Source organism: Curtobacterium sp. MCPF17_003 (assembly GCF_003224385.1).
Lineage (GTDB): Bacteria > Actinomycetota > Actinomycetes > Actinomycetales > Microbacteriaceae > Curtobacterium > Curtobacterium flaccumfaciens.
The window spans coordinates 1-26,006 of sequence record NZ_QKLC01000010.1 but is presented as its reverse complement, the minus strand read 5'-3'; the positions used below and the strand labels follow the sequence as shown (position 1 = coordinate 26,006).

Here is a 26,006-nt window from a genome sequence, read left to right as displayed (position 1 = left end):
GCATTGCTGCTCACGAGGTTCCGCGGCGCCTCAGGTGAGCAAGCCCAGGCGCGTGGCAGCGGCGACCGCGCCGACGCGGGAGCCGACGTCGAGCTTGCGGAACACGTTGTAGACGTGCCGCTTGACCGTGCCGGTCGCGAGCTGCAGGTCGGCGGCGATCTCGGCGTTGGTGCGAGCGGCGGCGATGAGTCGCAGGACCTCGAGCTCGCGGTCGCTCAGCGGTGAGCCGGCACGGGCCTCGGTCACCAGGTCGACGGGGAACGTGACCGGCGCCGCATCGGCATGTGCCGCCCGCGCGATCCGGTCGACGAGTTCGCGGCTCGGGGTGTCCTTCGTGACGAAGTCGACCGCGCCGGCGTCGAGCAGGGTGCGGCGGAGGACCGCGTCCCGGTGCATCGTGAGCACCACCACCCGGATGTCCGGGCGGGTGCGGCTGATCGTGGCGATCGTCGTCCGTGCCGGCGGGCCGTCGAGCTCGACGTCGAGCAGCAGGACGTCGATCGCGGCGGCCTCGGGGGAGCCGAGCACCTCGGCCGGTCGCTCGCCGTGTGCGACGACGCGGATCGTGGGGACCGCGGCCAGGATGGTGGCGAGCCCTTCACGGAACAGCCGGTGATCGTCGACGATGGCGACGTGGGTGACGGTCACAGGGTGCCCCTCGGGATGGTCAGGCGGACGGTGGTGCCGTGCTGTCGGCGGCCGCGGGTGCTCTCGACGTCGAGCCGAGCGCCGATCACCGCGGCGCGCTCGCGCATCGTCTGCTGTCCGAGGCGACCGTCGGCGTCGCTCTGCACGTCGAAGCCCGGGCCGTCGTCGGTCACCGTCGCGACCACGGCGGCGGGGGACCACGCGAAGCGCACCGAGGTCGACGAACCCGGGGCGTGCTTGCTGCGGTTCGTGAGCGCCTCGAGCAGGATCGTCAGCGCTTCCTCGGCCTGCCAGTTCGGCAGAGGACCGGAATTGCCCATCGACTCGACGGACAGGCGGTCGTCGTCGGGGAACAGGTCGTGGATGTGCCGGCGGAGCGCGTCGTCGAGCAGCGCGTCCCCGACCCGGGCGTGCAGGCTCACTGCGAGGTCCTGCACGTCGCCGAGCGCACTCCGGAGCAACCGTGCCGCGTCGTCGAGCTGTGCGGCGCGCTCGTCCGAGGGCGGGTCCGTCAGCAGGACGAGGTCGAGGCGCTGCAAGCCGGCGAGGATGCCGTGTGCCACGCGGTCGTGCAGGTCTCGCGCGATCTGCGTGCGGGAGTCCAGGTGCGCCGAGGTGACACGCTGGCGCAGTGCCTCCGTGTACGCGACCGCCCCGGCCGGGAACCGGCTCCAGATGCCGGCGTGCAGGGCCCTGGTGGCCCGCAGGACCTCGGCGGTGGACTCCGCGCCGACCTCGTCGACGAAGACCGGCAGGTAGGCGTCGAACAGCATCTCCGCCGCGAGCATGGCGCCCGCTGGGTGCTGGGCGTGCTCGGCGTGCAGACTGCCGGTCGCCAGGTGCTCGGGGTCGAGGAACGCGTGGCTCACCACGCTGCCGTCGGTTCCCGCCGCGTAGCGCTCGTGGGCCTCGGCGATCATCGACGTGACGTTCTCCGTCAGGCTCTCCGCGAGCACCGGGTCGTCCGCGATGGCGGGGAACTCCGCGGCGATCGTGGTGAGCACGGCGGCGAGGGGATGGTCGTTCTGCATGGCGCTTGCGAGCGTAGCGGGAGGTGGTGCTCGCAGCGGGGGAGGAACGGACCGCGTGGGTCGTGCGACCCATCCGACGGTCGAGCTGCACCCGGGAAAGCAGAAGGCCCTGGTTCCGGAGAACCAGGGCCTTCTTCGTACTGTCTCAACACAGTGTCGGGGTGACAGGATTTGAACCTGCGACCTCCTCGTCCCGAACGAGGCGCGCTACCAAGCTGCGCCACACCCCGCGGTGTGATCACTCCGTACCGGAGCAACCCGACAATACTATCCGATGATCGGGGATGCTCACGACCATCCGGCGAACTCCCGGGCGCGTCGGCTCAGGAAGCTCGTGCGGTGAGAGTGACCACGACGGCCTCGGGCCGGCAGGCGAACCGGACGGGCGCGTAGATCGAGGTGCCGAGGCCCGCGGAGACCTCGAGCCACGACCAGTGGTTGCGGTGCTCCCACTTGTGCAGGCCGCTGGCGTACCGACGGGGGAGGTCGCTGTTCGTGACGAGCGCACCGACCCCGGGGACCGCCACCTGACCGCCGTGGGTGTGCCCGGCGAAGATGACATCGGCGCCCTGGGTCACGAAGGCATCGAGCACGCGACGGTAGGGGGCGTGCGTGACGCCGATGGCGACCGGTGCGGGGCCGTCCTCGTCCTCGGACCACGGCACGTCACCGCGCATCTCGTCGACGTTGGTGGGGAGCAGGTCGAGGCGGTCCCAGTCGCGGTGCGCGTCCGAGGTGCCGAACAGCTCGAACCGGGAACCCCGGAGTTCGATCGCGTGCGCCTGGTCGTTCAGGTCGAGCCAGCCGAGCGACTCGAAGAACGCCGTCTGCCGATCGATGTCGAGACCGACGGGCTCCGCCGCCTTGTGCATCCGGCTCGGCCCGGAGAAGTACTTGAGCGGGTTGCGCGGGGAGGGCCCGAAGAAGTCGTTCGACCCGTAGGCGAAGACCCCGGGCACCCCGCGGAACGGCTCGAGCGCGTACTCCACGGCGGCGTTCGCGGTCGCGTGGCCGAGGTTGTCCCCGGTGTTCACGATGAAGTCCGGCTCGACCAGGCTCAGGTCGCGCAGCCACTGCTGCTTGTCGGCCTGCCACGGGGCCATGTGGATGTCGGACAGGTGCAGGACGGTCACGTCACGGGAACCCGGCGGGAGCACCGGGACGGTCTCCCACCGGATCCCGAAACGACGGCGCTCGACGAGCGAGCCCCACGCTGCCGAAGCGGCACCGACGGCCGCACCGGCTGCGAGGACTCCGAGTGCCGCGCGACCGCGGGTCACTTGCAGTCCTTGGGCGCCTTGCCGTTCTTGTCGCCGTACAGGGTCAGCGTGACCGTCGAGTCCTTGCTGGCGTCGGTGTGCACGCCGGGCTCGACCGAGGCGACACGGCACTCCTTGTCGCCGCCGCCCTTCGCGTACTGCTCGGCGATGGCGACGTTCGTCAGCCCGACCTGGTTCAGCTGGGCGCGAGCGTCGGAGAGGGGCTTGCCCGTCACCGACGGCACGGTGATCTGCGACCCGTCGGAGGTGTAGACGGTGACGCTCGACCCGGACGACAGCAGCGAACCGGCCGACGGCGAGGTCGACGTCACGGTTCCGGCCTTGCCGGCGCCCGGCTGCGCACCGCCGTCGACGTAGGTGAAGCCGGCACCCGAGATCGCGGCGCGGGCCTCGTCGGCCGTCTTGCCGCGGAGGTCCGGCAGCGCCTTGCTGTTGCCGCGGAGGGCGGAGGTGTTCGGGTCGGTGAAGGCGCCAGCGGGGTAGGCGGCGTTGACCGGGGTCATCGCCTGCTGCCACACGCTCGCTCGGACACCGGCGTACGTGCCGTTGACGCCGTTGCTGTAGTGCCGCAGGTTGTTGAGCTTGCCGTCGGTGTTGCCCTGCCAGTACGCCGTCGCGACCCGCGAGCTCGACCCGACGAGCCAGATCTGGTTCGCGGTGTCGGTGGTACCCGTCTTGGCGAACAGCTGGGTACCGTCCGGGGTCTGCGCGCCGCGGGCGGTACCGCTGGCGATCGTGCCCTTCATGGCGTAGACAGCGGCGTGGGCGACCTCGGGGTCGAGCACCTGCTTGCAGTCCTTGGTCTGTCCGCCGAGCTGCTTGCCGCTGGGGGAGGTGACCTGCTCGATGGCGATCGGCTTGCAGTAGATGCCGTTGTTCGCGATGGCGGCGTAGGCGGCGGCCATCGTCATCGGCGCGATCTCGTTGACGCCGAGGACGGACGACGGGGTGTACTGCAGTTCGCCGCCGTCGGCACGGTGCACGCCGAGGGACTCCGCCGTGTCGCGGATGTCGCAGAGGTCGAGCTTCTGGGCCATGTTCAGGAACGCCAGGTTGATGGAGCCGGCGGTCGCGGCGGCCACCGTGTAGTTGCCGCTCTCACCGGGGCTGTCGTTCTTCGGGTTGTAGTTGCCCGCGGTGATCGGTGACCCGCAGGCGGTCCAGCCGGACGACATGTTCCGCGGTGCGCCGCTGACGACCTCGTTGAGACCGTGACCAGCCTTGAGCCAGGCGAGGAGCGTGAACAGCTTGTAGGTCGAGCCGGTCTGGAAGCCGCCGGAGTTGCCGTACTTGTAGTCGACGCTGTAGTTGATCGAGGTCGACGTCGGCGCGGACTTCAGTGACTGGTCGTAGTCCTTGTTCTGCGCCATCGTCAGGATGCGACCGGTGCCCGCCTCGATCGAGTTGAGCGTGGCCCCGAGCGCCAGGCCGGTCTCGGCCTTGTTGTCGTAGGTGTTGACGAGTTGCTTCTGCTCGGCGTTCAGGTCGATGTTCAGCGTCGTCTGGATCTTGTAGCCGCCGTTGCGCCACGCGGCGTCACGGGCCTTCTGCGACGATCCGAGCTGCGACATCTCCTTGACGACCTTGACGGCGTAGTCGCAGAAGAACTGCGATCCGTCGCCGACCGACGCCCGGCACCCCTGTGAGGGCTGGGTCAGGCGGACGTAGTCCTTCGGGTTCGAGGCGACGGCCTGGTCGTACTCGGCCTTCGTCAGGTTCTTCTGGGCGTACATCGACCTCAGGATGACGTCGCGCCGGGCGACGTTCGCCTCGTACTTCTTCGGGTTCGACAGGTTGCGCGCCTCGGGGTACTGCACGATGGCGAGCAGCGACGCCGCCTCGGCCGGGGTCAGGTCGGTCGCGCTCTTGTTGTAGTAGTGCTGCGCCGCGGCCTGCACGCCGTACGTCTGGTCGCCGAAGTAGGCGATGTTCAGGTAGGCGGTGAGGATCTCCTTCTTGGAGTACTTCTTCGCCAGCCCGATCGCGAGCTTCATCTCCTCGAGCTTGCGGGGGATGGTCTGCTCGACTGCCTCGTTGTAGGCCTTGACCTGCTCCTTCTTCGTGGGGAGCTCGAGGGCCTGCTGCATCTTGATGTTGCGGACGAGCTGCATCGTCAGCGTGGAGCCACCGCCGGACTCGCCGAGACCGCCCGCGAGGCTGCCGACGCCGGCGCGGACCAGGGACGTCATGTCGACGCCGCCGTGGTCGTAGAAGCGCTTGTCCTCGCCGTCGATCGCGGCGTTCTTGAGCTGCTCGCTGATCTGGTCGAACTTCAGCTCTTCGCGGTTCTGGTCGTAGACCGTCGCGAAGTGCACGGACTTGCCGCCCGAGTACGCGTACACCTCGTTGCGCTGCGGGAGGTCACCGATCTCGATGTACTCCGGCAGGGACTCGAACACGCCGATCGTGGACGTCGTCGTGACACCGGCGACCGCGATGGCCGGGGTGACACCGATCGTGACGAGCAGGCCGGCGAGGGCACTGAACCCGACGAATCCGATGAAGGCGCCGACTGCTGAGACGGGCTTGGTCCGCGATGCAGACGTCTTCTGGGCAGACATAGGATGCAGCCTAAACGACACCCCCGACTGAAAGGCTGGCAAGGAACCGCATGACTCGCTGGGAGTACTTCACCACGCCGCTGATGATCCACAACACCACCGCGATCCTCAACAACTACGGGGACGAGGGCTGGGAGCTGGTCCAGATCGTCACCGGGCCCGAGGGCGGACTCGTCGCCTACCTGAAGCGCCCCAAGGCCGACTCATGAGCGTCTCCGACCGGCTCGCCGGACTCGGCCTGACGATCCCCGCGGTCGCCGCTCCCGTCGCCGCCTACGTGCCCGCCGTCGTGACGGGGCAGTACGTCTACACGGCTGGTCAGCTGCCGTTCGTCGACGGTGCCCTGCCCGTGACCGGCAAGGTCGGCACCGACGTCGACGCCGAGACCGCCGCGGCCCAGGCTCGTGTGGCCGCGCTGAACGCCCTGGCCGCCGTGCAGTCGGTCGCCGGTTCGCTCGACCGCGTGGCGCGTGTCGTCAAGGTCACGGTCTTCGTCGCCTCGGACCCGTCGTTCACCGGTCAGCCCGGGGTCGCGAACGGGGCGTCGACCCTGGTCGGCGACGTCTTCGGGGACGCCGGCGTCCACGCGCGGAGCGCGGTGGGCGTCGCGGTGCTCCCGCTGGACGCACCGGTCGAGGTCGAGCTGGTGGTGGAGCTCACCGCCTGACGGACCGTCAGCCGAACGCAGTACGCGAGCAGGGCCTCCAGTTTGAATCTGACTGGAGGCCCTGCTTCCGTTCCCGGGACTACATGAGTTCCGCGATGGTCGCCATGATCGTCGGGTCGGCGAGCGTCGTCGTGTCGCCGATGCGGCGGCCCTCGGCCGCGTCGCGGAGCAGCCGCCGCATGATCTTGCCGGAGCGTGTCTTCGGCAGCTCCGGCACGATGACGACCTGGCGCGGCTTCGCGATCGCGCCGATCCGCTTGCCGACCCAGTTGCGGAGTTCCGCGGAGGCAGCGTCGCGGTCGACGTCGGCGGCGGCCTCGGCCGTCAGGATGACGAACGCGACGACCGCCTGCCCGGTGGTCTCGTCGGCGGCACCGACCACGGCGGCCTCGGCGACGCCCTCGTGGCCGACCAGGGCGGACTCGATCTCGGCCGTCGACAGGCGGTGGCCCGAGACGTTCATGACGTCGTCGACGCGGCCCTGGACCCAGATGTCGCCCTGCCCGTCGAGCCGCGCACCGTCGCCGGCGAAGTAGCGGCCGGGGAACCGCGACCAGTACGTCTCGACGAACCGGTCCGGGTCGTTCCAGATGCCGCGGGCCATCGACGGCCACGGCTCGGTGATCGTCAGGTAGCCGCTCTCGCCGGGGTCGGCGCGGCGGCCGTCGTCGTCGACGATCTCGGCGACGATGCCCGGCAGGGGCGTCTGCGCGGCGCCGGGCTTGAGCTTCGTGACGCCGGGCAGCGCGGAGATCATGATCGCGCCGGTCTCGGTCTGCCACCACGTGTCGACGATCGGCGTGCGGTCGTGGCCGATGACCTGCCGGTACCACTGCCACGCCTCGGGGTTGATCGGTTCGCCGACGCTGCCGAGCAGGCGGAGGGTCTCGAGACTGCGGGCCTCCGGGATCTCGCGGCCGGCCTTCATCGCCGCGCGGACCGCGGTGGGTGCGGTGTAGAGGACGGTGACACCGTAGGCGTCGACGAGGTCCCACCAGCGGCCGGGCTTCGGCTCGTCGGGGGTGCCCTCGTAGAGCACCTGGGTGACGCCGTTGGCGAGCGGGCCGTAGACGACGTAGGAGTGGCCGGTGATCCAGCCGATGTCGGCGGTGCACCAGTAGACGTCCTTCTCCGGGTGCATGTCGAAGACGTTCTTGTGCGTGTAGGCCGCCTGCGTCAGGTAGCCACCGGAGGTGTGCACGATGCCCTTCGGCTTCCCGGTCGTGCCCGAGGTGTACAGGATGAACAGCGGGGTCTCGGCCGGGAACGCCTGGGCCTCGTGGGTCGGTGCCGCCTTCGCCAGCTCGTCGTGCCACCAGACGTCACGGTCGTTCCACGCGATGTCGTTGCCGCCGCGCTTGACGACCAGGACGTGCTCGACCGTGTCGGTGCCCTCGCCGGTCAGTGCCTCGTCGACGGCGGGCTTGAGCGGTGAGACGGCGCCGCGCCGCCACCCACCGTCCGCTGTCACGACGAGCTTCGCGCCGGCGTCCTCGATGCGGGCGCGGACGCTCTCCGCGCTGAACCCCCCGAAGACGACCGAGTGCACGGCACCGATGCGGGCGACGGCGAGCATCGTCACGACGGCCTCGGGGATGAGCGGCAGGTACACGACCACCCGGTCGCCCTGGCCCACGCCGAGGTCGGTGAGCATGTTCGCGGCGCGCTGCACCTCGGCGGTCAGCTCGGCGTAGGTGATCCGACGCGTGTCGCCTGGTGCACCCTCGAAGTGGATCGCGACCCGGTCGCCGTTGCCCGCGCGGACGTGCCGGTCGAGGCAGTTCTCGGCGACGTTGAGCGTTCCGTCGGCGAACCACTTCGCGAACGGGGCGCCCGACCAGTCCAGGGTCTGCGTGAACGGGGTGCGCCAGTCGAGCAGGGAGCGGGACTGCTCGGCCCAGAAGGCCTCGCGGTCGGCTGCTGCCGCGTGGTGGAGGTCCTCGCCGGCGACCGCGTCGGCCACGAACTCGGGCGGCGGCGCGAAGGTCGCTCCGTCGTCGCCTCGGGGGTCGGTCTGGGTCGGAGTGGACATCGATGTCCTTTCGCGTCGTTGCGGCCTCTGGTGGCATCCGTCGTGGATGCGTGCGTGCATCCGGGGCGGTTGCGTGCGTGCATCCGGGGTGGTTGCGTGCGTGCATCCGGGGCGATTGCGTGCGTCCATCCGTCGCCGGTGCCTGCGTGCATCCGGAGACTACCCCTCGGCCGGGTCGGGGCGCGGCACGCCCGGATGTCGTGTCCGGGGTTGCCCTGGAGAGCCGATCGTGGGGTACAGTGGTTCTCGCTGGACTCGTTTCCGGCGGCATCGAATCGGATTCCCCCCAATCCCTCGGTGTCAAGGCGGCACCTGTTCCCCCCAACCGGTGCCGCCTCTTCTCTTTTCCGGGGTCCGCCTCGAGCGACGGTGCTTCGTCGGGCTTCGTCGTGTGCCCCGATCCGCGCAGGGACGCCGGTCGCGTGGACAGACCGGTCCATGCTCGTGCATGCATTCTGCATGTACCTGCGGAGCAGTTGCTCCGCCCAGTCCTGCTGTGGGGTGCAGGGGTGATCGGTGGCTCGAGCGGATTCGGTGTCGCATCATCGACCGGGGTACGGCTTTCCGTATCGGGGTACAAATCGGTCCGTTGGTCGGACACTCCGACGTTGTCCACAGATGTGGGGACCGTCCGATCGGCGCGGGTGCCGACTGCCTACCGTCGGCGGCATGCCCCTGCACCGTGCTCCTCCCTCGCCCTCGTCCCGCCCGTCGTCACGGTCGTCCGCGCCGTCGCGACCACTTGCACCGTCCGCGCCGTTCCTGCCCGGGGCCGCGCCGCCGGCTCGCCGCCGGGCCGCCGTGGTCGTCGAGTTCGAGGAACTCGCTGCCCTGGTGGCTGATGCCACCGTGACGGACGTCCTGGTGCTCGGCGGTGTGGGGACGTGGGTCGACCGCGGGACCGGCCTCGAAGCCGTCCAGCCGCGACTGACGGAAGCGCGAGCCCGCGAACTCGCGACCCGGCTCGTCGCGCTCGGCGGCCGACACGTCGACGAGACCACCCCGTGCGCGGACGTCCGGCACGGCGACGGCGTCCGGGTCCACGTCGTCCTTGCCCCGGTGTCCGTCGGGGGCACCGCCGTGTCGATCCGACTGCCGCAGGTCCAGCGACCCTCCCTCGCCGCCCTCGAGCGCGGCGGGACCTTCGCGTTCGTCCCGCGGTCGGTCGTCGAGGACGCCGTCGCCGCGCGCCGGAACGTCCTGGTCACCGGTGCGACCGGCAGCGGCAAGACCACCCTGCTCGCGGCGATGCTCGGGAACGTCCCCGTCGACGAGCGCATCGTGACGGTGGAGGACGTCGCCGAGCTCCGGATCGCCCACCCGCACGTCGTCGCGCTCGAGGTGCGGCAGGCGAACGCCGAGGGGGTCGGCGCGCTCGGCCTCGACCGGCTCGTGCGCGAGGCGCTGCGGATGCGACCCGACCGGATCGTCGTGGGGGAGTGTCGCGGCGCCGAGGTCCGCGAACTCCTCTCCGCCCTGAACACCGGGCACGACGGGGGAGCCGGCACCGTGCACGCCAACGGCATCGCCGACGTGGCCGCACGTCTCGAAGCGCTCGGCGCACTCGCCGGCCTCGGTGCCGAGGCGCTCGCCCGGCAGGCCGTCAGCGCCTTCGACCTGGTCCTGCACGTGGAGCGACGGGCAGGACAGCGGCGGCTCGGTGGCGTGGGCACGCTGTACGTCGGCCCGGACAGGAGGCTCGAGGTGCGCCCGGTGGACGGGCTGCGGTGAGCCGACCCACACCCGACGGTCCGGTGCGGGTCGCCGGGGTGCTCGACCGGGTGGCGACGCTGGTCGCAGCGGGGGTCCCGCCGCCGCGGGCCTGGCGGCTCGTCGGCGGACTGCCCGGGGCCGGGGGACCCGCGCAGCAGGACATCGCCGTCGTCCTCCGCGTGGCGGACCGGACGGGAGCGCCCGTCGCGGAGACCCTCCGCGGGCTCGCCGGGGCGCTCCGCCGTGCTGCCGCCTCGGACCGCGCGATCCGGGTCGCCCTGGCCGGTCCGCGGACGAGCGCCCGGGTGGTGCTCGCGCTGCCGCTCTTCGGGCTGGGCCTCGGCGCGGCCTGGGGTGCCGGCGCCGTCGAGGTCCTGGTCGGTTCACCGGCCGGTTGGGCGTGCTCGTGCACCGCGGCGGCCCTCGTCCTGGCAGGTCGGGGGTGGACCGCCCGGCTGGTCCGTTCCGCGACCCCCGACGGCCGCGTGCCCGGGGTGCTCCTCGACGCCTGGGCCGTGGCGGTCGCCGGAGGCGGGTCGTGGACCACCGCCGGGCAGGCCGTCGCCGAGGCGTCCGCGGGAGCCGCCGCGCCCGTCGGCGACCTGGACCGGCTGCGGGAGGTCCTCGACCTCGCCCGGCGCGCCGGGGTCCCCGCCGCGGGGTTGCTCCGCCGCGCTGCCGAGGACGTGCGCGACGAGGCCGCTGCCGACGGGCTCGTGGCTGCGGAACGCCTGGCCGTCCGGCTGGTGCTGCCACTCGGGGTCTGCGTCCTGCCGGCGTTCGTGCTCGTGGGGGTGGTGCCCGTGGTGGTGGGGGTCCTCTCCTCCACGGTGGGCGGTACCGCGTGACCTCTCCACAGATGCCACCGGGACCCCTCGTCGCCACCGCAGCCCGGACAGGCTGGACCCACCGAACAGAAAGGACGGACACCATGAGCACCACGTCATCCCGCGGCAACCGCACCCGTCGGGCCATCCGCCACCGTCGCCCGCGTCCCCTCGTCGCCCGGTGGCGGTCACGACTGCGGGACGACCGGGGATCGGCGACCGCCGAGTACGCGGTCGTCATCCTCGCCGCCGTGGCCTTCGCCGGCGTGCTCGTCGCCGTCATGCGCTCCGGCGAGGTCCAGACCATCCTCACCGACCTCGTCCGTGGTGCGCTCTCGCTGTGAGCGCGGCTCCGTGACCGTCGAGTTCGCGGTGGCGCTCCCCGTGGTGGCGCTCGTGCTGACCGCCCTCGTCGCGGCGGTGCTCGTCGTCGATGCGCAGGGCCGCCTGCAACTCGCCGCAGCCACGGCCGCCCGGGCGATCGGGCGCGACGACGAGAGCCAGGGCCGGTCCGCGGCCGACCGGATCGTCCCGGGGGTCTCGGTCGTCGTCCGGTCGGACGGCGACCTGGTCTGCGTCGACGCCACGCGCGGCGGGACCGGTCCCTTCGCGGCGCTCCCACTGACCGCGACGGGGTGCGCCGTGGCCCGAGGGGGCTGACGTGACGAGTCTCGACGGCCAACGCGGCTCGGCGACCGTGCTGCTCGTGGCGGTCCTCGGCGTGGGTGTCCTCGTCGGGTCGTCGGCGCTCGCCGCAGCCGGTCACCGCACGCAGGGCATCCGGGCCCAGGGTGCCGCCGACGCCGCCGCGGTGGGCACCGCGGCGTCCGCGACCGGTCTGGTGCCGGGGGAGCCCTGCGCCGTCGCCACCCGGATCGCCACCGCGAACGGGGCCACCCTCGACGCCTGCGAACTCGTCGCCACCACGGCCCGGGTCCGCGTGGTCGTGGGCACCGGTCCGTTCGTCGTCGGCGCACTCGCGGTGGCCGGTCCGGCAGGCGACCCGTCCGAACACTATGTGTATGGTGTGCCTGTCGGCCCGCGGTCACCGATGTCCCGGTCGACCCGGACACGCTCGTGGACAGGGCCGATCAGCACCATCGATCAAGGAGACACGTGCCAGGCACGAAGAAGCTCGTGATCGTCGAGAGCCCTGCGAAGGCGAAGACGATCGCGCAATACCTCGGTGACGGATACGAAGTCCAGGCCTCGGTCGGACACATCCGCGACCTCGTCGAGCCGAAGAACCTGCCGGCCGAGCTCAAGAAGGGCTCCCTCGGCAAGTTCTCGGTGGACGTCGACAACGGCTTCGAGCCGTACTACGTCGTGTCCGACGCCAAGAAGAAGACCGTCTCCGAGCTGAAGCGCGCCCTCAAGGACGCCGACGAGCTCTACCTCGCAACAGATGAAGATCGCGAGGGCGAAGCGATCGCGTGGCACCTGCTGCAGGTCCTGAAGCCGAAGGTGCCCGTCAAGCGGATGGTGTTCCACGAGATCACGAAGGAGGCGATCCAGCGCGCGCAGGAAGCCACCCGTGAGCTCGACACCGCCCTCGTCGACGCGCAGGAGACCCGCCGCATCCTCGATCGTCTCTACGGGTACGAGGTCTCCCCGGTCCTGTGGCGCAAGGTCGCGCCCGGTCTGTCCGCCGGTCGTGTGCAGTCCGCCGCCACCCGTCTCGTCGTCGACCGTGAGCGCGAGCGCCTGGCCTTCGTCTCCGCCAACTACTGGGACCTCTCCGCCCGGTTCGAGAAGGCCGGCGAGTCCTCTTTCTCCGCGCGACTCGCCCGGATCCACGGCACCCGCGTCGCCTCCGGTCGTGACTTCGACGACCGCGGCACCCTCAGCGGAGACGTCGTCCGGCTCGACCAGGCCGCTGCCGCGTCGCTGACGACGGTCCTCGAGCGCGCCGGTGACGCCACCGTCCGCAGCGTCGACTCGAAGCCGTACACGCGACGTCCGGCCGCCCCGTTCACCACGTCGACGCTCCAGCAGGAAGCCGCACGCAAGCTCCGTCTGTCCCCGCGACAGACCGCTCGTGCCGCGCAGACCCTGTACGAGAACGGCTACATCACCTACATCCGTACCGACTCGGTCTCGCTCTCGAAGCAGGCCATCGACGCCGCTCGCAAGCAGGCAGCGGACCTGTACGGTTCGGCCACCGTTCCGGACAAGCCCCGTCTCTACGCGAGCAAGAGCAAGAACGCGCAAGAGGCGCACGAGGCGATCCGTCCCGCCGGGGACTCCTTCCGCACCCCGCAAGACCTGCAGGGCACCCTGACCGGTGTGGAGTGGCGCCTCTACGACCTCATCTGGAAGCGCACCATCGCTTCCCAGATGGCGGACGCCAAGGGTTCGACCGCATCGATCGTGCTCGGCATCTCCTCCGCCGAGTCGGTCGAGGGCATCGCCTCAACCGCGAACGGCACCGACGCGGAGTTCACCGCCTCCGGCACCGTCATCACGTTCCGCGGCTTCCTCAGCGCCTACGAAGAAGGCCGTGACGAGGACCGCCACGAGTCCTCCGAGCGTGCCGGTCAGGACGTCGCCCTGCCGAACGTGGCCCAGGGCGAGCACCTCGCGGTCAGCGACGTCGAGGCGAAGGGGCACGACACCACCCCGCCGCCGCGCTTCACCGAGGCGAGCCTCATCAAGACGCTGGAAGAACTGGGGATCGGGCGTCCGTCGACCTACCCCACCATCAGCCCGACGATCATCGACCGCGGCTACGTCTCGCTCCGCGGTACGCAGCTGGTGCCGAACTGGATCGCGTTCAGCGTGGTGCGGCTGCTCGAGGAGTACTTCGGCGAGCTCGTGGAGTACGACTTCACCGCCGAGATGGAAGAAGACCTCGACCGCATCGCCCGCGGCGACGCCGACCGGGTGGACTGGCTCAAGGGCTTCTACTTCGGTGGCGGCGACGACGACCAGCGCGGCCTGCGGACCGTCATCGACAACCTCGGTGAGATCGACGCCCGCGAGATCAACTCGGTCGAGCTCGCTCCGGGCCTCACACTCCGGATCGGTCGGTACGGCCCCTACATCGAGGTGCCGAGCGACGACCCCGAGAAGCCGCGGCGCGTCAACGTCCCCGAGGACCTCGCTCCCGACGAACTGACCGTCGAGAAGGCGAAGGAACTCGTCGACGCCCCGGTGATCGGCGATCGCGTCGTCGGGATCAACCCGGAGACGGGCAAGGAAGTCCTGGCGAAGGACGGCCGCTTCGGCCCCTACGTCACGGAGCGCACCCCCGAGCCCGAACCCACCGTGGACCCGAAGACCGGCGAGGTCGTCGAGGCGCCCGCAGTGGCGGAGGCCCCGGCGGCCGAGGCAGCTGCTGCGACCGCGACGAGCGAGACGGCGACGGCGAAGAAGGCCCCCGCAAAGAAGGCGCCTGCGAAGAAGACGACGAAGAAGGCCGCGGCGCCGAAGGAACGCACCGCCTCGCTCTTCAAGTCGATGGATCCGCAGACCGTCGACCTCGAGACGGCGCTGAAGCTCCTCGACCTTCCACGCGTCGTGGGCCAGGACCCGGAGACGGGCAACGACATCACGGCGCAGAACGGCCGGTACGGGCCGTACCTGAAGAAGGGGACCGACACCCGGACCCTGCCCGGCGAGGACGCGATCTTCGACATCGACCTGCCCGGCGCACTCGAGCTGTTCGCGCAGCCGAAGTACGGCGGGAACCGCACCGCGAGCGCCGCGCTCAAGGAGTTCGACGCCGACCCGGTGTCCGGCAAGCCGATCAAGATGAAGGACGGCCGATTCGGCCCGTACGTCACCGACGGCGAGACGAACGCGACCATCCCGAAGGGCGAGGACGTCGAGGCCGTCGACCACGCCCGCGCGGTCCAGCTCATCGCCGACAAGCGTGCCAAGGGGCCGGTCAAGAAGAAGACCCCGGCTCGTCGGACGGCGGCCAAGAAGAAGTGACCGGTCGCTTCATCACGCTCGAGGGCGGCGACGGCGCGGGAAAGACGACCCAGGCGGAGCTGCTCTCGGCGTGGCTCGGTGCGCACGGTCGAACCGTGGTGCGCACCCGCGAACCCGGCGGCACCGACCTCGGCGTCCAGATCCGGCAGATGGTCCTGCACGAGCGGGGCCACGTCGCACCCCGGGCCGAGGCGCTGCTGTACGCGGCCGACCGTGCCCAGCACGTCGAGACGATCGTCCGTCCGGCGATCGCGCGCGGCGAGGTCGTCCTGCAGGACCGCTACATCGACTCGTCCGTCGCCTACCAGGGCGTCGCGCGGGGGCTCGGCGCCGAGCAGGTCCGCTCCGTCTCGGAGTGGGCAGCGGACGGCCTGGCACCGGACCTCACGATCCTGCTCGACCTCGACGTCACCGTCGGACGCGCCCGGGTGGCCGCGGCGCGGGGGGACACCTTCGACCGCCTCGAGTCCGAAGCCGCGGCGTTCCACGAGTCCGTCCGTCAGGCCTTCCTCGCGATGGCGGAGGCCGAGCCGGCACGTTTCCTGGTGGTCGACGCCTCGGACCCGACCGACGCCGTACAGGACGCGATCCGTCGAGCGGTCGCCCCGCTCGTCGGGATCGACCCGGCATGACGGTGGTCACTGACAGGATGGTCCCGTGAGCGTGTGGGACGGCCTGACCGGGCAGGACGAAGCGGTCGCGTCGCTGCGCAACGCAGCCGAGTCGACCGACGGCACCGGCGGCATGACGCATTCGTGGCTCATCACCGGCCCGCCCGGGTCGGGACGGTCGAACGTGGCGACCGCCTTCGCCGCGGCGCTCGTGGGCGACGGCCCCGACGACGACCACACACTGCGGCAGATCACCGCGAAGACCCACCCAGACGTCTCGGTGCTCACGACCCAGCGCGTGATCATCACGATCGACGAGATCCGGCAGCTCGTCACCTCGTCGTACTACTCGCCGTCGGTCGGGCGCTACCGCGTCGTCATCATCGAGGATGCCGACCGCATGACCGAGCGCACCTCGAACCTGCTGCTCAAGGCGCTCGAGGAACCCCCGGAGCGTACGGTCTGGATCCTCTGCGCCCCGAGTGAAGCCGACCTGTTGCCGACGATCCGGTCGCGCGTCCGCTCGGTCCGTCTGCGGGTGCCCGGCATCGAGTCCGTCGCCGACCTGCTCGTCGCCCGGACCGGTGTCGACCGCGCCCTCGCCGTGGATGCTGCTCGTCAGGCGCAGAGCCACATCGGCATGGCACAGCGCCTGGCCACGAGCGAGCCGGCACGTGACCGTCGTCGCCGGACCCTGACGACCGTGCTCGGTGTGCGGAGCGTGGGTGACGCCGTCATGGCGGCCGCCGAACTCCTCGCCGTCGCGGACGAGGACGCCAAGTCCATCACCGAGCAGCGGGACTCCGAAGAGCGCGACGCAGCCCTGCGCTCGCTCGGGGTCGAACCCGGCGGGACGATCCCGCCGGCGCTCCGGTCGCAGCTCCGCGCCCTCGAGGACGACCAGAAACGCCGTGCGACCCGCAGCCTGCGCGACGGCCTCGACCGGATCCTGGTGGACGTCTCCTCGCTGTACCGCGACCTGCTCCTGCTGGGGCTCGGAGCCCCGGCGGAACCGGTCAACCTGGCGATGCAGGACCAGCTCGAGCACGCGCTGCCGACGATACCGCCCGCTGCCGCGCTCGAGGTCCTCGACGCCGTGGCCCTGGCCCGCCAGCGCATCGCGGCCAACGTGGCGGCACTCCTGGCGCTCGAAGCACTGCTCGTCACCATCGCCCGCGCCCGCCGCTGAGTCACGGCGTGCGACAATCACGGCATGCCCGACGCTGAACCCGGCCTGCGCGAACGGAAGCGCCGCGCCACCCGGCGCGCCATCCAGCAGGCTGCGCTCCGGATCGCCATCGAGGACGGCCTCGGCGCGGTCACGGTTGACGAGATCTCCCGGCGGGCCGACATCTCGCCCCGGACGTTCTTCAACTACTTCCCGAGCAAGGAGCAGGCGATCCTCGGGGACGACCCGCAGCTGCCCGACGACGCGGCGTTGCAGGCGTTCGTCGACGGTGGTCCGAGCGGCGACCTGCTCGCCGACATCGGCGCGCTGCTCGTGCACTCGACACGCGAACTGATCGAGGAGCGCGGGCTCATCGAGGAGCGGCAGCAGGTCCTCCGCGCGAACCCGGAGCTGTTCAGCCGTCGGATGGCGTCCATGAAGGAGTTCCAGGCGGAGCTGCAGGCGGCCATCGCGCGGCGGCTCGAAGACGCCGACCCGGAGCTCGCCGCGGACCCCGAGGCGCTCCGTCGTCGCGCGGGGCTCGCGGCCATCGTCGCCCTCGCCGCTCTGCGCCACGCCTGGTGGGAGTGGTCGGGTTCCGAAGCCGGAACGCACCTGGTCGACGAGCTCGAACGGTCCTTCTCCGAGCTCGGCGTGCTGGTTTCGCGTTCACTCGTCTGAACCTGTATAGTCATTGCTCGTGCCACTCCGGACATGGAGTGTGCGCCGCCTTAGCTCAGTCGGTAGAGCGATTCACTCGTAATGAATAGGTCGTCGGTTCGATTCCGACAGGCGGCTCCGTGAACACCCCGGTCAGGTCCACTCGAAGTGGCTCTGACCGGGGTTTTCGTATTCCGGACGAATCCGTGTCCCTCGCCCGAGGGGCAGACGTCCGGCGTGATCGCGGGCTAGCCTTGTCCGCGATACGGGGGACACGATGACCGACCACCAGCCCAGCGCTCCACCGGCGATGACGCCGTGCTGAAGCGTGTCTTGGTCATCGTCGTGGTCGCCGCCACTGCCGGAGCCCTCGCGGTGACCGCGGCAGCAGTGCCCGAGTCCGGCGCGACGTCGGCGTCGACCTCGTCGCCGAGCACCGGTTCGTCCGCGACCCCGACGGCGTCCGCGACCGGCCCCGCGTACCTGGCGGACCGCGAGCCGACCTTCTCCGAGGACTTCGACACCCCCGCCGCAGCCGGCGGCCCCTTCGCCGAGACGTACCGGAACTCGTGGCAGCCGTACCCCGACGGCACCGGCGGCAAGTACTACTCGAACGGGCTCGTCAGCGCCCACGACGGCTACCTGGACGTCGCGATGGACGGTGAGCACGGTGCTGCCGGAACGTTCGGCACGCCCACCGGCGCGTGGTCACACGTCGGCGGCACCTTCAGCATCCGTGCGCGGGCGACCGGCGGAGACGGCAACGGGATCGCGGTCATGCTCTGGCCGACGTCGAACGTCTGGGCCGACGGCGAGGTGAGCTACCCGGAGGGACAGTTCGACGGGTCGCCCCGCGTCTTCCACCACTCGATGCTGCCGGGGCTGGAGCGCCGCTTCGAGCACTACAACACCCGGGTGTCCTGGAACGACTGGCACACGTACACGACCGAGTGGGTGCCGGGGAAGAGCGTCCGGTACTACCTCGACGGCAAGCTCGTGTTCACGGTGCCGCGCAACGTGCCCACCACTCCGCATCGGTACATGTTCCAGATCGGCAACTGGGGCGACCCGGGGCACGTCCAGATCGACTGGGTCCGCACCTACGACAGGTGAGAGACCAATCCCCCCGGACGGGGGCTCCGAATCAGTCCGGTCGTACGACCCGACACCCGTGTGCTCGCGTCGATGACCCGAACCTCGACGCGGGTGCGCGGACGGGGACGATCCCCGTTCTGGGGCTGCCCGACGGCGTCGGCGCGGTCCACGATGAGAGGGAACCCGTTCCGTCGTCACCGAGAGGTCGTCATGCTGCTGTCCCTGGTCTACATGAGCGCAGCGAAAGAGGTGTTCGACCAGGAGCGGCTCGACGCACTGCTCGAGCACGCACGGCTCCGCAACGCGGCGTCCGGCCTGTCCGGTCTGCTCGTCTACAAGGACGGCCGGTTCATGCAGCTGCTCGAGGGTCCGGAAGGAGCCGTGCTCCAGACGTACCAGCGCATCATCGACGACCCGCGGCACACCGAGGTCGGCCTGCTGGTCGAGGAGCGCATCCACACCCCGCGCTTCGGGGAGTGGAAGATGGCGTTCCACCGCGAGCCGGACGCCGAGCTGCCCGACGGGTTCGACTCGTTCCTCGCCGAGGGCGACGCGAGCGCCGACACGAGCCGTGCCCGTGAGCTCCTGCGCTGGTTCCGGAACCACCCGATGGCCGCCCCGGACGCTGCGCTCGGCAAGCACCGCCGCTGACAGCACCGCCGCAGCCCACGTCGCGCTGGTAGACAGGACGCATGACGGTTCGCTGGGGAGTCATCGGCACAGGCGGCATCGCACGGTCCTTCGTGGGTGACTGCACCGCGGCCGGCATCGTGTTCACCGCCGTGGGCAGCCGCACCCGCGGACACGCCGAGGCCTTCGCCGCGGAGTTCGGCATCGAGCGGTCCCACGGTTCCTACGAGGACCTGGTGGCGGACGAGGGCATCGACGCGGTCTACGTCGCGACCCCGCACGTCCGGCACGCCGAGGACGCCCTGCTCGCGATCCGGGCGGGCAAGCACGTCCTGGTCGAGAAGGCCTTCACGATGACCGCGGAGGAGGCCCGTACGGTCGTCGACGCCGCTCGACGATCGGGTGTCGCGGTGATGGAGGCGATGTGGACCCGCTTCCTGCCGCAGATGGCGATGATCCGCGAGATCGTCGCGGAGGGTCGGATCGGTCGCCCGATGGTCGTCGAGGCGACGCACCACCAGGCCCTCCCGACGGACCCGAGTCACCGGCTGCGCGACCCGGCACTCGGTGGGGGAGCGATGCTCGACCTCGGGATCTACCCGGTGTCCTTCGCGGTGGACGTGCTCGGCGTGCCGACCGCGCTCGTCGCAGCGGGCACGCTGAGCGAGCAGGGCGTCGACGAGCAGATGGGCCTGGTCATGACGCACACGGGCGGCGCGCAGTCGATGATCCACTTCGGGATGGACCTGCGGAGTCCGAACACGGCGTCGATCATCGGCGAGACCGGCCGCATCGACCTCGACTCCACCTGGTACACGCCGACCACCTGGCGGATCCGCGACCGCGACGGTGCCGTGGTCGAGGAGTTCGACGGTCGCGAGGAACTCGCCGGCTACGAGCACGAGGCCCGTGCCTTCGAGGCGATGATCACGTCGGGCCGCCACGACGACGGCCCGATGGACCCGGACGAGACCGTCGCGATCATGGCGGTGCTGGACGAGGCGCGTCGCCAGGTCGGGGTCCGGTACCCCGCCGACGGTCCCGTCGCGGCTCCCTGATCCGGCGCCCGTCCTCGACGGATCCCGCCCCCGGCCTGGAGGCTCCTGCCGCAGTTCCGTAGGATCGGTCGCGATGTCCGAGCAGCAGCCCACCCCGCATTCCGTCCCGGAGCGGTTCCGCGCCGCCGTCACCGCGGTGCGCGCCTCCGCCGCACGACGCCCGGTCCCCTGGATCGCAGGTGGTCTCGCGGCGCTGCTCGTGGTCGGCTCCGGTGGGGCCGTCGCCGTCGCAGCAGCCACGACCCCGGACTCCCGGACGGCCGCCGCGCCGAGCTCGACCCGGACCGCGTCCTCGGCTCCGGACCGGACGACCACCACGAAGCGCCCGACGGCGAAGCCGTCCCCGACGCCGACCGCCGACGCCCGCGCGGTGCCGGACGACCTCGCCGGCCCGTCCGCCCTCCGGACCTGCTCGATCGCGACGGCTGCGTCGGCGAGCGGCCTCGGCGACTTCGAGGGGTACGTGATGGACGCCGAGACGGGCAAGGTCCTGTTCTCGAAGCACGGCGAACGGGCCGCCCAGACGGGCAGCGTCATGAAGACCCTGACCTCGGCGACCGCGCTCTCCGTGCTCGGGGGCGACCACCGCATCCCGACGACCGTCACACGGGAGTCCGCGAACACCGTCGCCCTGGTCGGGCACGGCGACGCGACGCTGTCCGCCGGCGGCGGGACCGTGTACCCGGGCGCCCCGACCCTCGCCCAGCTCGCGCAGCAGGTGAAGGCGAAGGTGGGTGGCACCCCGGTCACCACGATCGTCACCGATGACTCCTACTGGAGCGATGCCGACGCCTGGGACCCCACGTGGCCGGTCTCCGAGCGCACCATCGGGTACCAGCCGGAGGTCACCGCGCTGATGGTCGACGGCGACCGAGCGAACCCCGCAGCGGCGACGTCACCGCGGTCGGAGGACCCGGTCGGACGCGCGGGCGTCGCCTTCCGCACGGCGCTGGCGAACGCGGGCGTCGCGGGCGCCGGTTCCGCGCAGATCGTCAAGCGGGCGACGACGGGCACCGAGACGATCGCCACGGTGTCCTCGCAGCCGGTGTCGACACTCATCGGGCAGATGATCCCGAACTCGGACAACACCCTGGCCGAGATGCTCGCCCGGGTGTCCTCGAAGGAGTCCGGGTCGAACGGCTCGGCGGCGTCCCTGTCGTCCGTGTACCAGTCGGCGCTGCGCTCGTACGGCCTCGACCCGGCCGGCATCGTGATCAAGGACGGCTCGGGCGAGAGCGCCTCGAACGCCGTGTCGCCGGAGTTCGTCGCCCACCTGATGGTGCAGGTCGCCTCCGGCGCGAAGGGCCTCGGGACGCTCGCGAACGCCCTGCCGGTGTCCGGGCAGTCCGGCACGCTCGCGAGCCGGTTCACCGGCGCGAACGCGGTCGCCCGTGGCAAGGTGCACGCGAAGACGGGCTGGATCGACAGCGCGAACACCCTCGGCGGCTACATCGACGCCGCCGACGGGTCTCGGTTGACCTTCGCCTTCTACGCCATCGGTTCGCCGCGGGCGGCGGCACTGCCGGCACTCGACGCGGTGACCGCCGCGACCTACTCGTGCGGGAGCAAGCTCACCGGCTCCTGAGCCGACGGGTGTTGGATGGACCCATGGCAAGAGCACTCCTCGTCGTGGACGTCCAGAACGACTTCACCGAGGGCGGTGCGCTCGCGGTCACCGGGGGAGCGGCGCTCGCGAAGCGCATCACCGCGTTCCTCGGTCGGCACGGGGACGAGTACGACCTCATCGTGGCGTCCCGCGACTGGCACCACGGGGACGACGACAACGGCGGACACTTCGCCGGAGCCGAAGGACCCGACTTCGTCGACACGTGGCCGGTGCACTGCGTCGCCGGGACGCCCGGCGCCGACTACCACCCTGATCTCGACACCGCACTGATCGACGTCGACGTCCTCAAGGGCCAGGGTACGCCGGACTACTCGGCGTTCCAGGCCGTGACCGAAGCGGGCGTCCCACTGGCCGACCTGCTCGCCGAGCGCCGCGTGCACACGATCGACGTCGTCGGCATCGCGACCGACCACTGCGTCCGAGCCTCGGCACTCGACGCCCGTGCCGCTGGACTCGACGTCGCCGTGTACGAGGACCTGGTGGCCGGCGTCGACGCCGAGCGCAGCGCCCGGGCGCTCGACGAGATCCGGGCGGCCGGCGGACACGTCGACCGCAGCGACATGGACGAGGGCCTCGCGAACCCAGGAGGAGCACGACTGTGACCGACACCACCACGAACGAGACCACCACCGTCGCCGACGAGCACGTCCGCGTCGAGGGCGTCCCCACCGGACTCTTCATCGGTGGCACCTGGCGTGCCTCGTCGAGCGGGTCCACGTTCGCCGTGCACGACCCGTCGACCGGTGCCGTCCTGGCCGAGGTCGCCGACGCCACACCCGAGGACGGCATCGCCGCCCTCGACGCCGCGGCCGCCGCACAGGAGTCCTGGGCAGCCACGGCCCCGCGCACACGGTCGGACATCCTGCGCCGGGCGTTCGACCTGGTGCACGAGCACGCCGACGACCTCGCGGCCCTGATGTCGCTCGAGATGGGCAAACCCCTGGCCGAGGCCCGCGGCGAAGTCGTCTACGGCGGCGAGTTCCTGCGCTGGTTCTCGGAAGAAGCGGTCCGCATCACCGGTGACTACCGCACGAACCCCGAGGGCACCGGGCGCGCGATCGTGCTGAAGCGTCCGGTCGGCCCCGTCTACGCGATCACGCCGTGGAACTTCCCGCTCGCGATGGCGACCCGGAAGATCGGCCCGGCCCTGGCTGCCGGCTGCACGGTGGTCGCGAAGCCGGCCGACCTCACCCCGCTGACGACCCTGTTCCTGGTCGAGCTGTTCCGCCGTGCCGGGCTGCCGGACGGTGTGCTCAACGTGATCCCGTCGAGTGACGCCAAGGGGCTGTCCGAGCCGATCATCGCCGACCCGCGCCTGCGCAAGCTGACGTTCACCGGTTCGACCCCGGTCGGTTCGGCGCTCCTCAAGCAGGCGGCGGACAACGTGCTCAAGACGAGCATGGAGCTCGGCGGCAACGCCCCGTTGCTCGTGTTCGACGACGCCGACCTCGACGAGGCGGTGGACGCGGCGATGCTCGCGAAGTTCCGCAACACGGGCGAGGCGTGCACCGCGGCGAACCGGTTCTTCGTGCAGGACGGCATCGCCGACGCGTTCGTCGCGGCCCTCACCGCGAAGGTGGACGCCCTGCGCGTCGGCCGGGGAACCGAGGACGGCACGACGCTCGGACCGCTCATCGACGACCGCGCCGTGGACAAGGCCGCCTCGCTCGTCGACGACGCCCTCGGTCGCGGTGCCCGGCTCGTCACCGGTGGCCACCGGATCGACCGCCCGGGCACGTTCTACGAGGCGACGGTGATCGACGACGTGCAGCCCGGCTCGGAGATCATGACGACGGAGATCTTCGGACCGGTCGCCTCGGTCACGCGCTTCAGCACCGAGGACGAGGGGATCCGGCTCGCGAACGACACCGAGTACGGACTCATCGCCTACGCCTTCACAACCGACTTCCGGCGCGGCCAGCGGCTCGCCGAGCGCCTGGAGACGGGCATGCTCGGGCTGAACACGGGCGTCGTGTCCAATGCGGCGTTCCCGTTCGGCGGCGTGAAGTCCTCGGGCCTGGGCCGCGAGGGATCGCACGAGGGCATCGAGGAGTACCTCGAGACCGTCTACGTGCTGACGCCGGACCCGTTCGCCGCCTGAGCCCGAGTCGGCGGTACGGCCGCGGTGCACGCGGCCGTACCCGGTCTCACACGAGCAGCTGGTGCTTCGCCAGGTCGCGGTAGAGCGGCGTCGACTCCACGAGCTCGGAGTGCGTGCCGCTGCCGACGACGCGGCCGTGCTCGAGCACGACGATCACGTCGGAGTCGACCACCGTCGACAACCGGTGGGCGATGACGAGCAGGGTGCGGTCCTCGGCGACGGCGTCGATCGCGAGCCGCATCTTCTGCTCGTTGACCCCGTCGAGTGACGACGTCGACTCGTCGAGCAGCAGGATCGGGGGAGCGGCGAGCAGCGCGCGGGCGATGGCCAGGCGCTGCCGTTCCCCACCGGAGAGCATGACGCCGTCCTCACCGACCTGCGCGTCGAGACCGCGGGGATCGCGGTGCAGGACCTCGCCGAGGTTGACCGCTTCGAGCACCCGGACGCAGTCGTCCTCGGTGGCGTTCGGCGACCCGAGCAGCAGGTTGGCGCGGATCGTGCCGGCGAGCACGGGCGCGTCCTGCTCGACGTAGCCGATCTGGGCACGGAGCTCGTCGCGGTCCATGCCGCGCACGTCGATGCCACCCAGGCGGATGACGCCGTCGGAGGGGTCGTAGAACCGCTCGATCAGCGCCAGGGTCGTCGACTTGCCGGCGCCGGACGGGCCCACGAGTGCGACGCGTGAGCCGCGGGGCACCCGGAACGACACGTCGTGGAGCACCACGTCGTCGGCCGGGCGCTCGTCGTCGACGTGATCCGGGCCTCCTGGGCGGTCCGCGGGGTCGGACGCGACCGCGCCGTCGGCACCCGATGCGTCCGCCTGGGCGCGGTACCGGAACGACACGTGCTCGAACGCGATGGCGTCGTCGGTGGCGACGGCTGCGGCCGGCCGGGCCGACTCGTCGTCCTGGGACTCGGTCGGCAGGTGCAGGATCTCCTCGATCCGGCCGAGCGCGCCGAGCGCCTGGGCGACGGCGACGGCCGCGCCCATCGCCTGGCCGAGCGGCATGATCATCATGAAGAGCAGCAGGATGAACGTGATGAGCGTCGCGATGGTGATGGTGCCGGCTGCGACCTGTGCCCCGCCGACGCCCAGGACGGCGATGAACGCGACCTGCATGACGATGCTGGCGACGGGGACGACGAAGGCGGACATCTTCGCGATGTCGAGGCCCCGCTTGTAGGCCTCGGTCGCGTGGCCGTCGACCTCGCGCACCTCGCGCTCGGTGGCGCCGGCCGCTCGGATGGTCCGGACCGCGCCGATCCCGCGTTCGACGGCGGCAGTGAGGTCGCCGACCTTCTCCTGCGCACGCTTCGAGGCGACCCGGATGCGACGGCTCAGTCCGCCGACGACGACGATGGCGATCAGGACGATGACGATCACGATGCCGAGCAGCAGTGGATCGATGATCGCCATCGCGACGATGGCGCCGATGAACGTGAGCGCGCCGCCGATCGACTCGATCAGTCCCTGGGTCAGGACGGCCCGGAGGAGCGTGGTGTCGCTGCCGACGCGGGACACCAGGTCGCCGGTTCGGCGGGTGTCGAACTCCGAGATCGGCAGGTTGAGGATGCGGGCGATGAGCTTGCGGCGGGTGGAGAGCACGACGCCCTCGCCCGCGCGCTGCAGCAGGAAGTGCTGCACGCCGTTCAGCACTCCCGCGACGATGACGAGCCCGACCAGCAGCCACACGAGCGTGCTGAGGGTGTTGCCCTGCTGCACCGCGGTGATGACCTGATTGACCAGGAGTGGCTGCGCGAGCGATGCCCCCGCACCGAGGACGCTCAGCACGATGATCACGACCATCGCGGGCTTGTTCTCGAACAGGTAGGACAGCAGGCGGCCGAACGTGGCGCGGGGGCCGTCGGAGGTCTTCGGGCGTGCGAAGGGGAAGCTCATCGTGTTCCTAGTTTCTGCCGTACTTCTTGTGCACTGCCTGTCGGCTGACACCGAGCAGCGTCGCGATCTCCTGCCACGAGGCGCCGGCGGTGCGGGCACGTCGCGCGGCGAGCTCTTCGGTCCGGTCGAGCTCACGGCGCAGTTCCCGCACGTTGGCGAGGGCGGAGAACGGGTCGTCCCCCGATGCTCCGGCCGCGAGGCTCGTGATGGTCGGTCGGTCCATGCCTGTCAACCTACATTGACGCACCGACATTCGTCAACCTGCGTTGACGGCGTCTCCACCGGGCGGGCCGCGGTGCATCGGGTGCGCAGACGCCGGCGTCTTCGTTCGACGCCGCCACGTGCGCGAGACGCCGCCGGATTCGGCGGCGTCTCGGCGGGCATGCGGCGTCTTGCTGACACGACGGAGTGTTGCGCGGGGGGGGGGGGGGGGGGGGGGGGGCCCCCGGAGGGCGGGGGGG

The 26,006-nt window shown here is 71.1% G+C and carries 24 protein-coding genes and 2 tRNA genes; 18 read left to right on the top strand and 8 right to left on the bottom strand.

The annotated features are described in order from the left end of the window. Positions 1 to 30: 30 nt before the first annotated feature. The 5 genes from DEJ30_RS11220 to DEJ30_RS11200 all read right to left on the bottom strand — a co-directional run bounded on the left by DEJ30_RS11220 (position 31) and on the right by DEJ30_RS11200 (position 5,520). Positions 31 to 648 (bottom strand): response regulator transcription factor, encoded by a 618-nt coding sequence (locus DEJ30_RS11220; protein WP_110861443.1) that lies wholly within the window; start codon positions 646 to 648, stop codon positions 31 to 33. Beyond that, positions 645 to 1,679, bottom strand: coding sequence for a sensor histidine kinase (locus DEJ30_RS11215; RefSeq protein ID WP_110861440.1), 1,035 nt, complete (start codon positions 1,677 to 1,679; stop codon positions 645 to 647). Before DEJ30_RS11215 ends, DEJ30_RS11220 begins: the two co-directional genes overlap by 4 nt. A gap of 156 nt (positions 1,680 to 1,835) precedes the next feature. Continuing rightward, positions 1,836 to 1,909: transfer RNA gene (locus DEJ30_RS11210), tRNA-Pro, on the bottom strand. A 93-nt stretch (positions 1,910 to 2,002) separates the two neighbouring features. Then, positions 2,003 to 2,959: a metallophosphoesterase gene (locus DEJ30_RS11205; RefSeq protein WP_110861438.1), complete on the bottom strand. Its 957-nt coding sequence runs from the start codon at positions 2,957 to 2,959 to the stop codon at positions 2,003 to 2,005. Continuing rightward, positions 2,956 to 5,520 carry a transglycosylase domain-containing protein gene (locus tag DEJ30_RS11200; protein WP_110861436.1) on the bottom strand — a complete coding sequence of 855 codons (2,565 nt, stop codon included), beginning with the start codon at positions 5,518 to 5,520 and terminating at the stop codon, positions 2,956 to 2,958. The genes DEJ30_RS11205 and DEJ30_RS11200 overlap by 4 nt, the downstream gene beginning before the upstream one ends. A 50-nt stretch (positions 5,521 to 5,570) precedes the next feature. Here DEJ30_RS11200 and DEJ30_RS11195 point away from each other — a divergent pair, with 50 nt between their 5' ends. Together DEJ30_RS11195 and DEJ30_RS11190 are read left to right on the top strand one after the other, a co-directional pair. Then, a complete protein-coding gene (locus tag DEJ30_RS11195) occupies positions 5,571 to 5,729 on the top strand; it encodes a DUF4177 domain-containing protein (RefSeq protein ID WP_110861434.1) in 159 nt (52 codons plus the stop codon). Next, complete coding sequence (locus DEJ30_RS11190; protein WP_110861432.1) at positions 5,726 to 6,187, top strand: RidA family protein; 462 nt, start codon at positions 5,726 to 5,728, stop codon at positions 6,185 to 6,187. Before DEJ30_RS11195 ends, DEJ30_RS11190 begins: the two co-directional genes overlap by 4 nt. 79 nt (positions 6,188 to 6,266) lie before the next feature. Here the strand turns inward: DEJ30_RS11190 and acs are convergent, their stop codons facing one another. Then, complete coding sequence (gene acs / locus DEJ30_RS11185; RefSeq protein WP_110861430.1) at positions 6,267 to 8,219, bottom strand: acetate--CoA ligase; 1,953 nt, start codon at positions 8,217 to 8,219, stop codon at positions 6,267 to 6,269. Between the two features lie 801 nt (positions 8,220 to 9,020). Between acs and DEJ30_RS11180 the strand changes: the two genes are divergently transcribed. From DEJ30_RS11180 to DEJ30_RS11105, 16 genes are all read left to right on the top strand, one after another. After that, positions 9,021 to 9,950 carry a CpaF family protein gene (locus tag DEJ30_RS11180; RefSeq protein ID WP_110861429.1) on the top strand — a complete coding sequence of 310 codons (930 nt, stop codon included), beginning with the start codon at positions 9,021 to 9,023 and terminating at the stop codon, positions 9,948 to 9,950. Then, on the top strand, positions 9,947 to 10,780 hold the full coding sequence (locus DEJ30_RS11175) for a type II secretion system F family protein (protein ID WP_110861426.1): 834 nt from the start codon (positions 9,947 to 9,949) through the stop codon (positions 10,778 to 10,780). The genes DEJ30_RS11180 and DEJ30_RS11175 overlap by 4 nt, the downstream gene beginning before the upstream one ends. A gap of 83 nt (positions 10,781 to 10,863) precedes the next feature. After that, entirely contained in the window at positions 10,864 to 11,103 is a 240-nt protein-coding gene (locus DEJ30_RS11170) for a DUF4244 domain-containing protein (protein WP_110861424.1), read from the top strand. Between the two features lie 10 nt (positions 11,104 to 11,113). Continuing rightward, a complete protein-coding gene (locus DEJ30_RS11165; protein ID WP_181420110.1) occupies positions 11,114 to 11,419 on the top strand; it encodes a TadE family type IV pilus minor pilin in 306 nt (101 codons plus the stop codon). Position 11,420: 1 nt separating this feature from the next. Then, entirely contained in the window at positions 11,421 to 11,900 is a 480-nt protein-coding gene (locus DEJ30_RS11160) for a hypothetical protein (protein ID WP_181420109.1), read from the top strand. Then, a complete protein-coding gene (topA, locus tag DEJ30_RS11155; protein WP_110861420.1) occupies positions 11,876 to 14,695 on the top strand; it encodes a type I DNA topoisomerase in 2,820 nt (939 codons plus the stop codon). Before DEJ30_RS11160 ends, topA begins: the two co-directional genes overlap by 25 nt. After that, on the top strand, positions 14,692 to 15,327 hold the full coding sequence (gene tmk, locus DEJ30_RS11150; RefSeq protein ID WP_110861418.1) for a dTMP kinase: 636 nt from the start codon (positions 14,692 to 14,694) through the stop codon (positions 15,325 to 15,327). The genes topA and tmk overlap by 4 nt, the downstream gene beginning before the upstream one ends. Before the next feature lie 25 nt (positions 15,328 to 15,352). After that, on the top strand, positions 15,353 to 16,495 hold the full coding sequence (locus DEJ30_RS11145) for a DNA polymerase III subunit delta' (protein WP_110861416.1): 1,143 nt from the start codon (positions 15,353 to 15,355) through the stop codon (positions 16,493 to 16,495). 24 nt (positions 16,496 to 16,519) lie between these two features. After that, positions 16,520 to 17,155, top strand: a complete 636-nt coding sequence (locus DEJ30_RS11140) for a TetR/AcrR family transcriptional regulator (protein ID WP_110861414.1) — start codon at positions 16,520 to 16,522, stop codon at positions 17,153 to 17,155. A 44-nt stretch (positions 17,156 to 17,199) separates the two neighbouring features. Continuing rightward, a tRNA-Thr gene (locus DEJ30_RS11135) sits at positions 17,200 to 17,272 on the top strand. A gap of 180 nt (positions 17,273 to 17,452) precedes the next feature. Then, entirely contained in the window at positions 17,453 to 18,247 is a 795-nt protein-coding gene (locus tag DEJ30_RS11130; protein ID WP_110861412.1) for a glycoside hydrolase family 16 protein, read from the top strand. Positions 18,248 to 18,439: 192 nt separating this feature from the next. Continuing rightward, positions 18,440 to 18,880: a BLUF domain-containing protein gene (locus tag DEJ30_RS11125; protein WP_181420108.1), complete on the top strand. Its 441-nt coding sequence runs from the start codon at positions 18,440 to 18,442 to the stop codon at positions 18,878 to 18,880. Positions 18,881 to 18,921: 41 nt separating this feature from the next. Next, positions 18,922 to 19,917 carry a Gfo/Idh/MocA family protein gene (locus DEJ30_RS11120; RefSeq protein ID WP_110861408.1) on the top strand — a complete coding sequence of 332 codons (996 nt, stop codon included), beginning with the start codon at positions 18,922 to 18,924 and terminating at the stop codon, positions 19,915 to 19,917. 73 nt (positions 19,918 to 19,990) lie between these two features. Next, positions 19,991 to 21,502, top strand: coding sequence for a D-alanyl-D-alanine carboxypeptidase/D-alanyl-D-alanine-endopeptidase (dacB, locus tag DEJ30_RS11115; protein WP_110861406.1), 1,512 nt, complete (start codon positions 19,991 to 19,993; stop codon positions 21,500 to 21,502). A 23-nt stretch (positions 21,503 to 21,525) separates the two neighbouring features. Then, positions 21,526 to 22,146, top strand: a complete 621-nt coding sequence (locus DEJ30_RS11110; protein WP_181420107.1) for an isochorismatase family protein — start codon at positions 21,526 to 21,528, stop codon at positions 22,144 to 22,146. Further along, the gene (locus tag DEJ30_RS11105) at positions 22,143 to 23,645 is read left to right on the top strand and encodes an NAD-dependent succinate-semialdehyde dehydrogenase (protein ID WP_110861401.1); all 1,503 of its coding nucleotides are present in this window, start codon (positions 22,143 to 22,145) and stop codon (positions 23,643 to 23,645) included. Before DEJ30_RS11110 ends, DEJ30_RS11105 begins: the two co-directional genes overlap by 4 nt. A gap of 46 nt (positions 23,646 to 23,691) precedes the next feature. On the opposite strand, the gene DEJ30_RS11100 is transcribed toward DEJ30_RS11105, so the two are convergent. Together DEJ30_RS11100 and DEJ30_RS11095 are read right to left on the bottom strand one after the other, a co-directional pair. After that, entirely contained in the window at positions 23,692 to 25,545 is a 1,854-nt protein-coding gene (locus tag DEJ30_RS11100) for an ABC transporter ATP-binding protein (RefSeq protein ID WP_110861399.1), read from the bottom strand. 7 nt (positions 25,546 to 25,552) lie between these two features. Beyond that, a complete protein-coding gene (locus DEJ30_RS11095) occupies positions 25,553 to 25,768 on the bottom strand; it encodes a hypothetical protein (RefSeq protein WP_027466417.1) in 216 nt (71 codons plus the stop codon). Between the last annotated feature and the right edge of the window lie 238 nt (positions 25,769 to 26,006).

Bases quoted from the DNA above. Each gene is read 5' to 3' on its own strand.
- DEJ30_RS11095 (WP_027466417.1), bottom strand. From the start codon at position 25,768: ATGGACCGACCGACCATCACGAGCCTCGCGGCCGGAGCATCGGGGGAC.
- DEJ30_RS11100 (WP_110861399.1), bottom strand. From the start codon at position 25,545: ATGAGCTTCCCCTTCGCACGCCCGAAGACCTCCGACGGCCCCCGCGCC.
- DEJ30_RS11170 (WP_110861424.1), top strand. From the start codon at position 10,864: ATGAGCACCACGTCATCCCGCGGCAACCGCACCCGTCGGGCCATCCGC.
- DEJ30_RS11110 (WP_181420107.1), top strand. From the start codon at position 21,526: ATGGCAAGAGCACTCCTCGTCGTGGACGTCCAGAACGACTTCACCGAG.
- DEJ30_RS11195 (WP_110861434.1), top strand. From the start codon at position 5,571: ATGACTCGCTGGGAGTACTTCACCACGCCGCTGATGATCCACAACACC.
- dacB (WP_110861406.1), top strand. From the start codon at position 19,991: ATGTCCGAGCAGCAGCCCACCCCGCATTCCGTCCCGGAGCGGTTCCGC.
- DEJ30_RS11200 (WP_110861436.1), bottom strand. From the start codon at position 5,520: ATGTCTGCCCAGAAGACGTCTGCATCGCGGACCAAGCCCGTCTCAGCA.
- DEJ30_RS11140 (WP_110861414.1), top strand. From the start codon at position 16,520: ATGCCCGACGCTGAACCCGGCCTGCGCGAACGGAAGCGCCGCGCCACC.
- DEJ30_RS11190 (WP_110861432.1), top strand. From the start codon at position 5,726: ATGAGCGTCTCCGACCGGCTCGCCGGACTCGGCCTGACGATCCCCGCG.
- DEJ30_RS11125 (WP_181420108.1), top strand. From the start codon at position 18,440: ATGCTGCTGTCCCTGGTCTACATGAGCGCAGCGAAAGAGGTGTTCGAC.
- DEJ30_RS11120 (WP_110861408.1), top strand. From the start codon at position 18,922: ATGACGGTTCGCTGGGGAGTCATCGGCACAGGCGGCATCGCACGGTCC.
- DEJ30_RS11215 (WP_110861440.1), bottom strand. From the start codon at position 1,679: ATGCAGAACGACCATCCCCTCGCCGCCGTGCTCACCACGATCGCCGCG.
- acs (WP_110861430.1), bottom strand. From the start codon at position 8,219: ATGTCCACTCCGACCCAGACCGACCCCCGAGGCGACGACGGAGCGACC.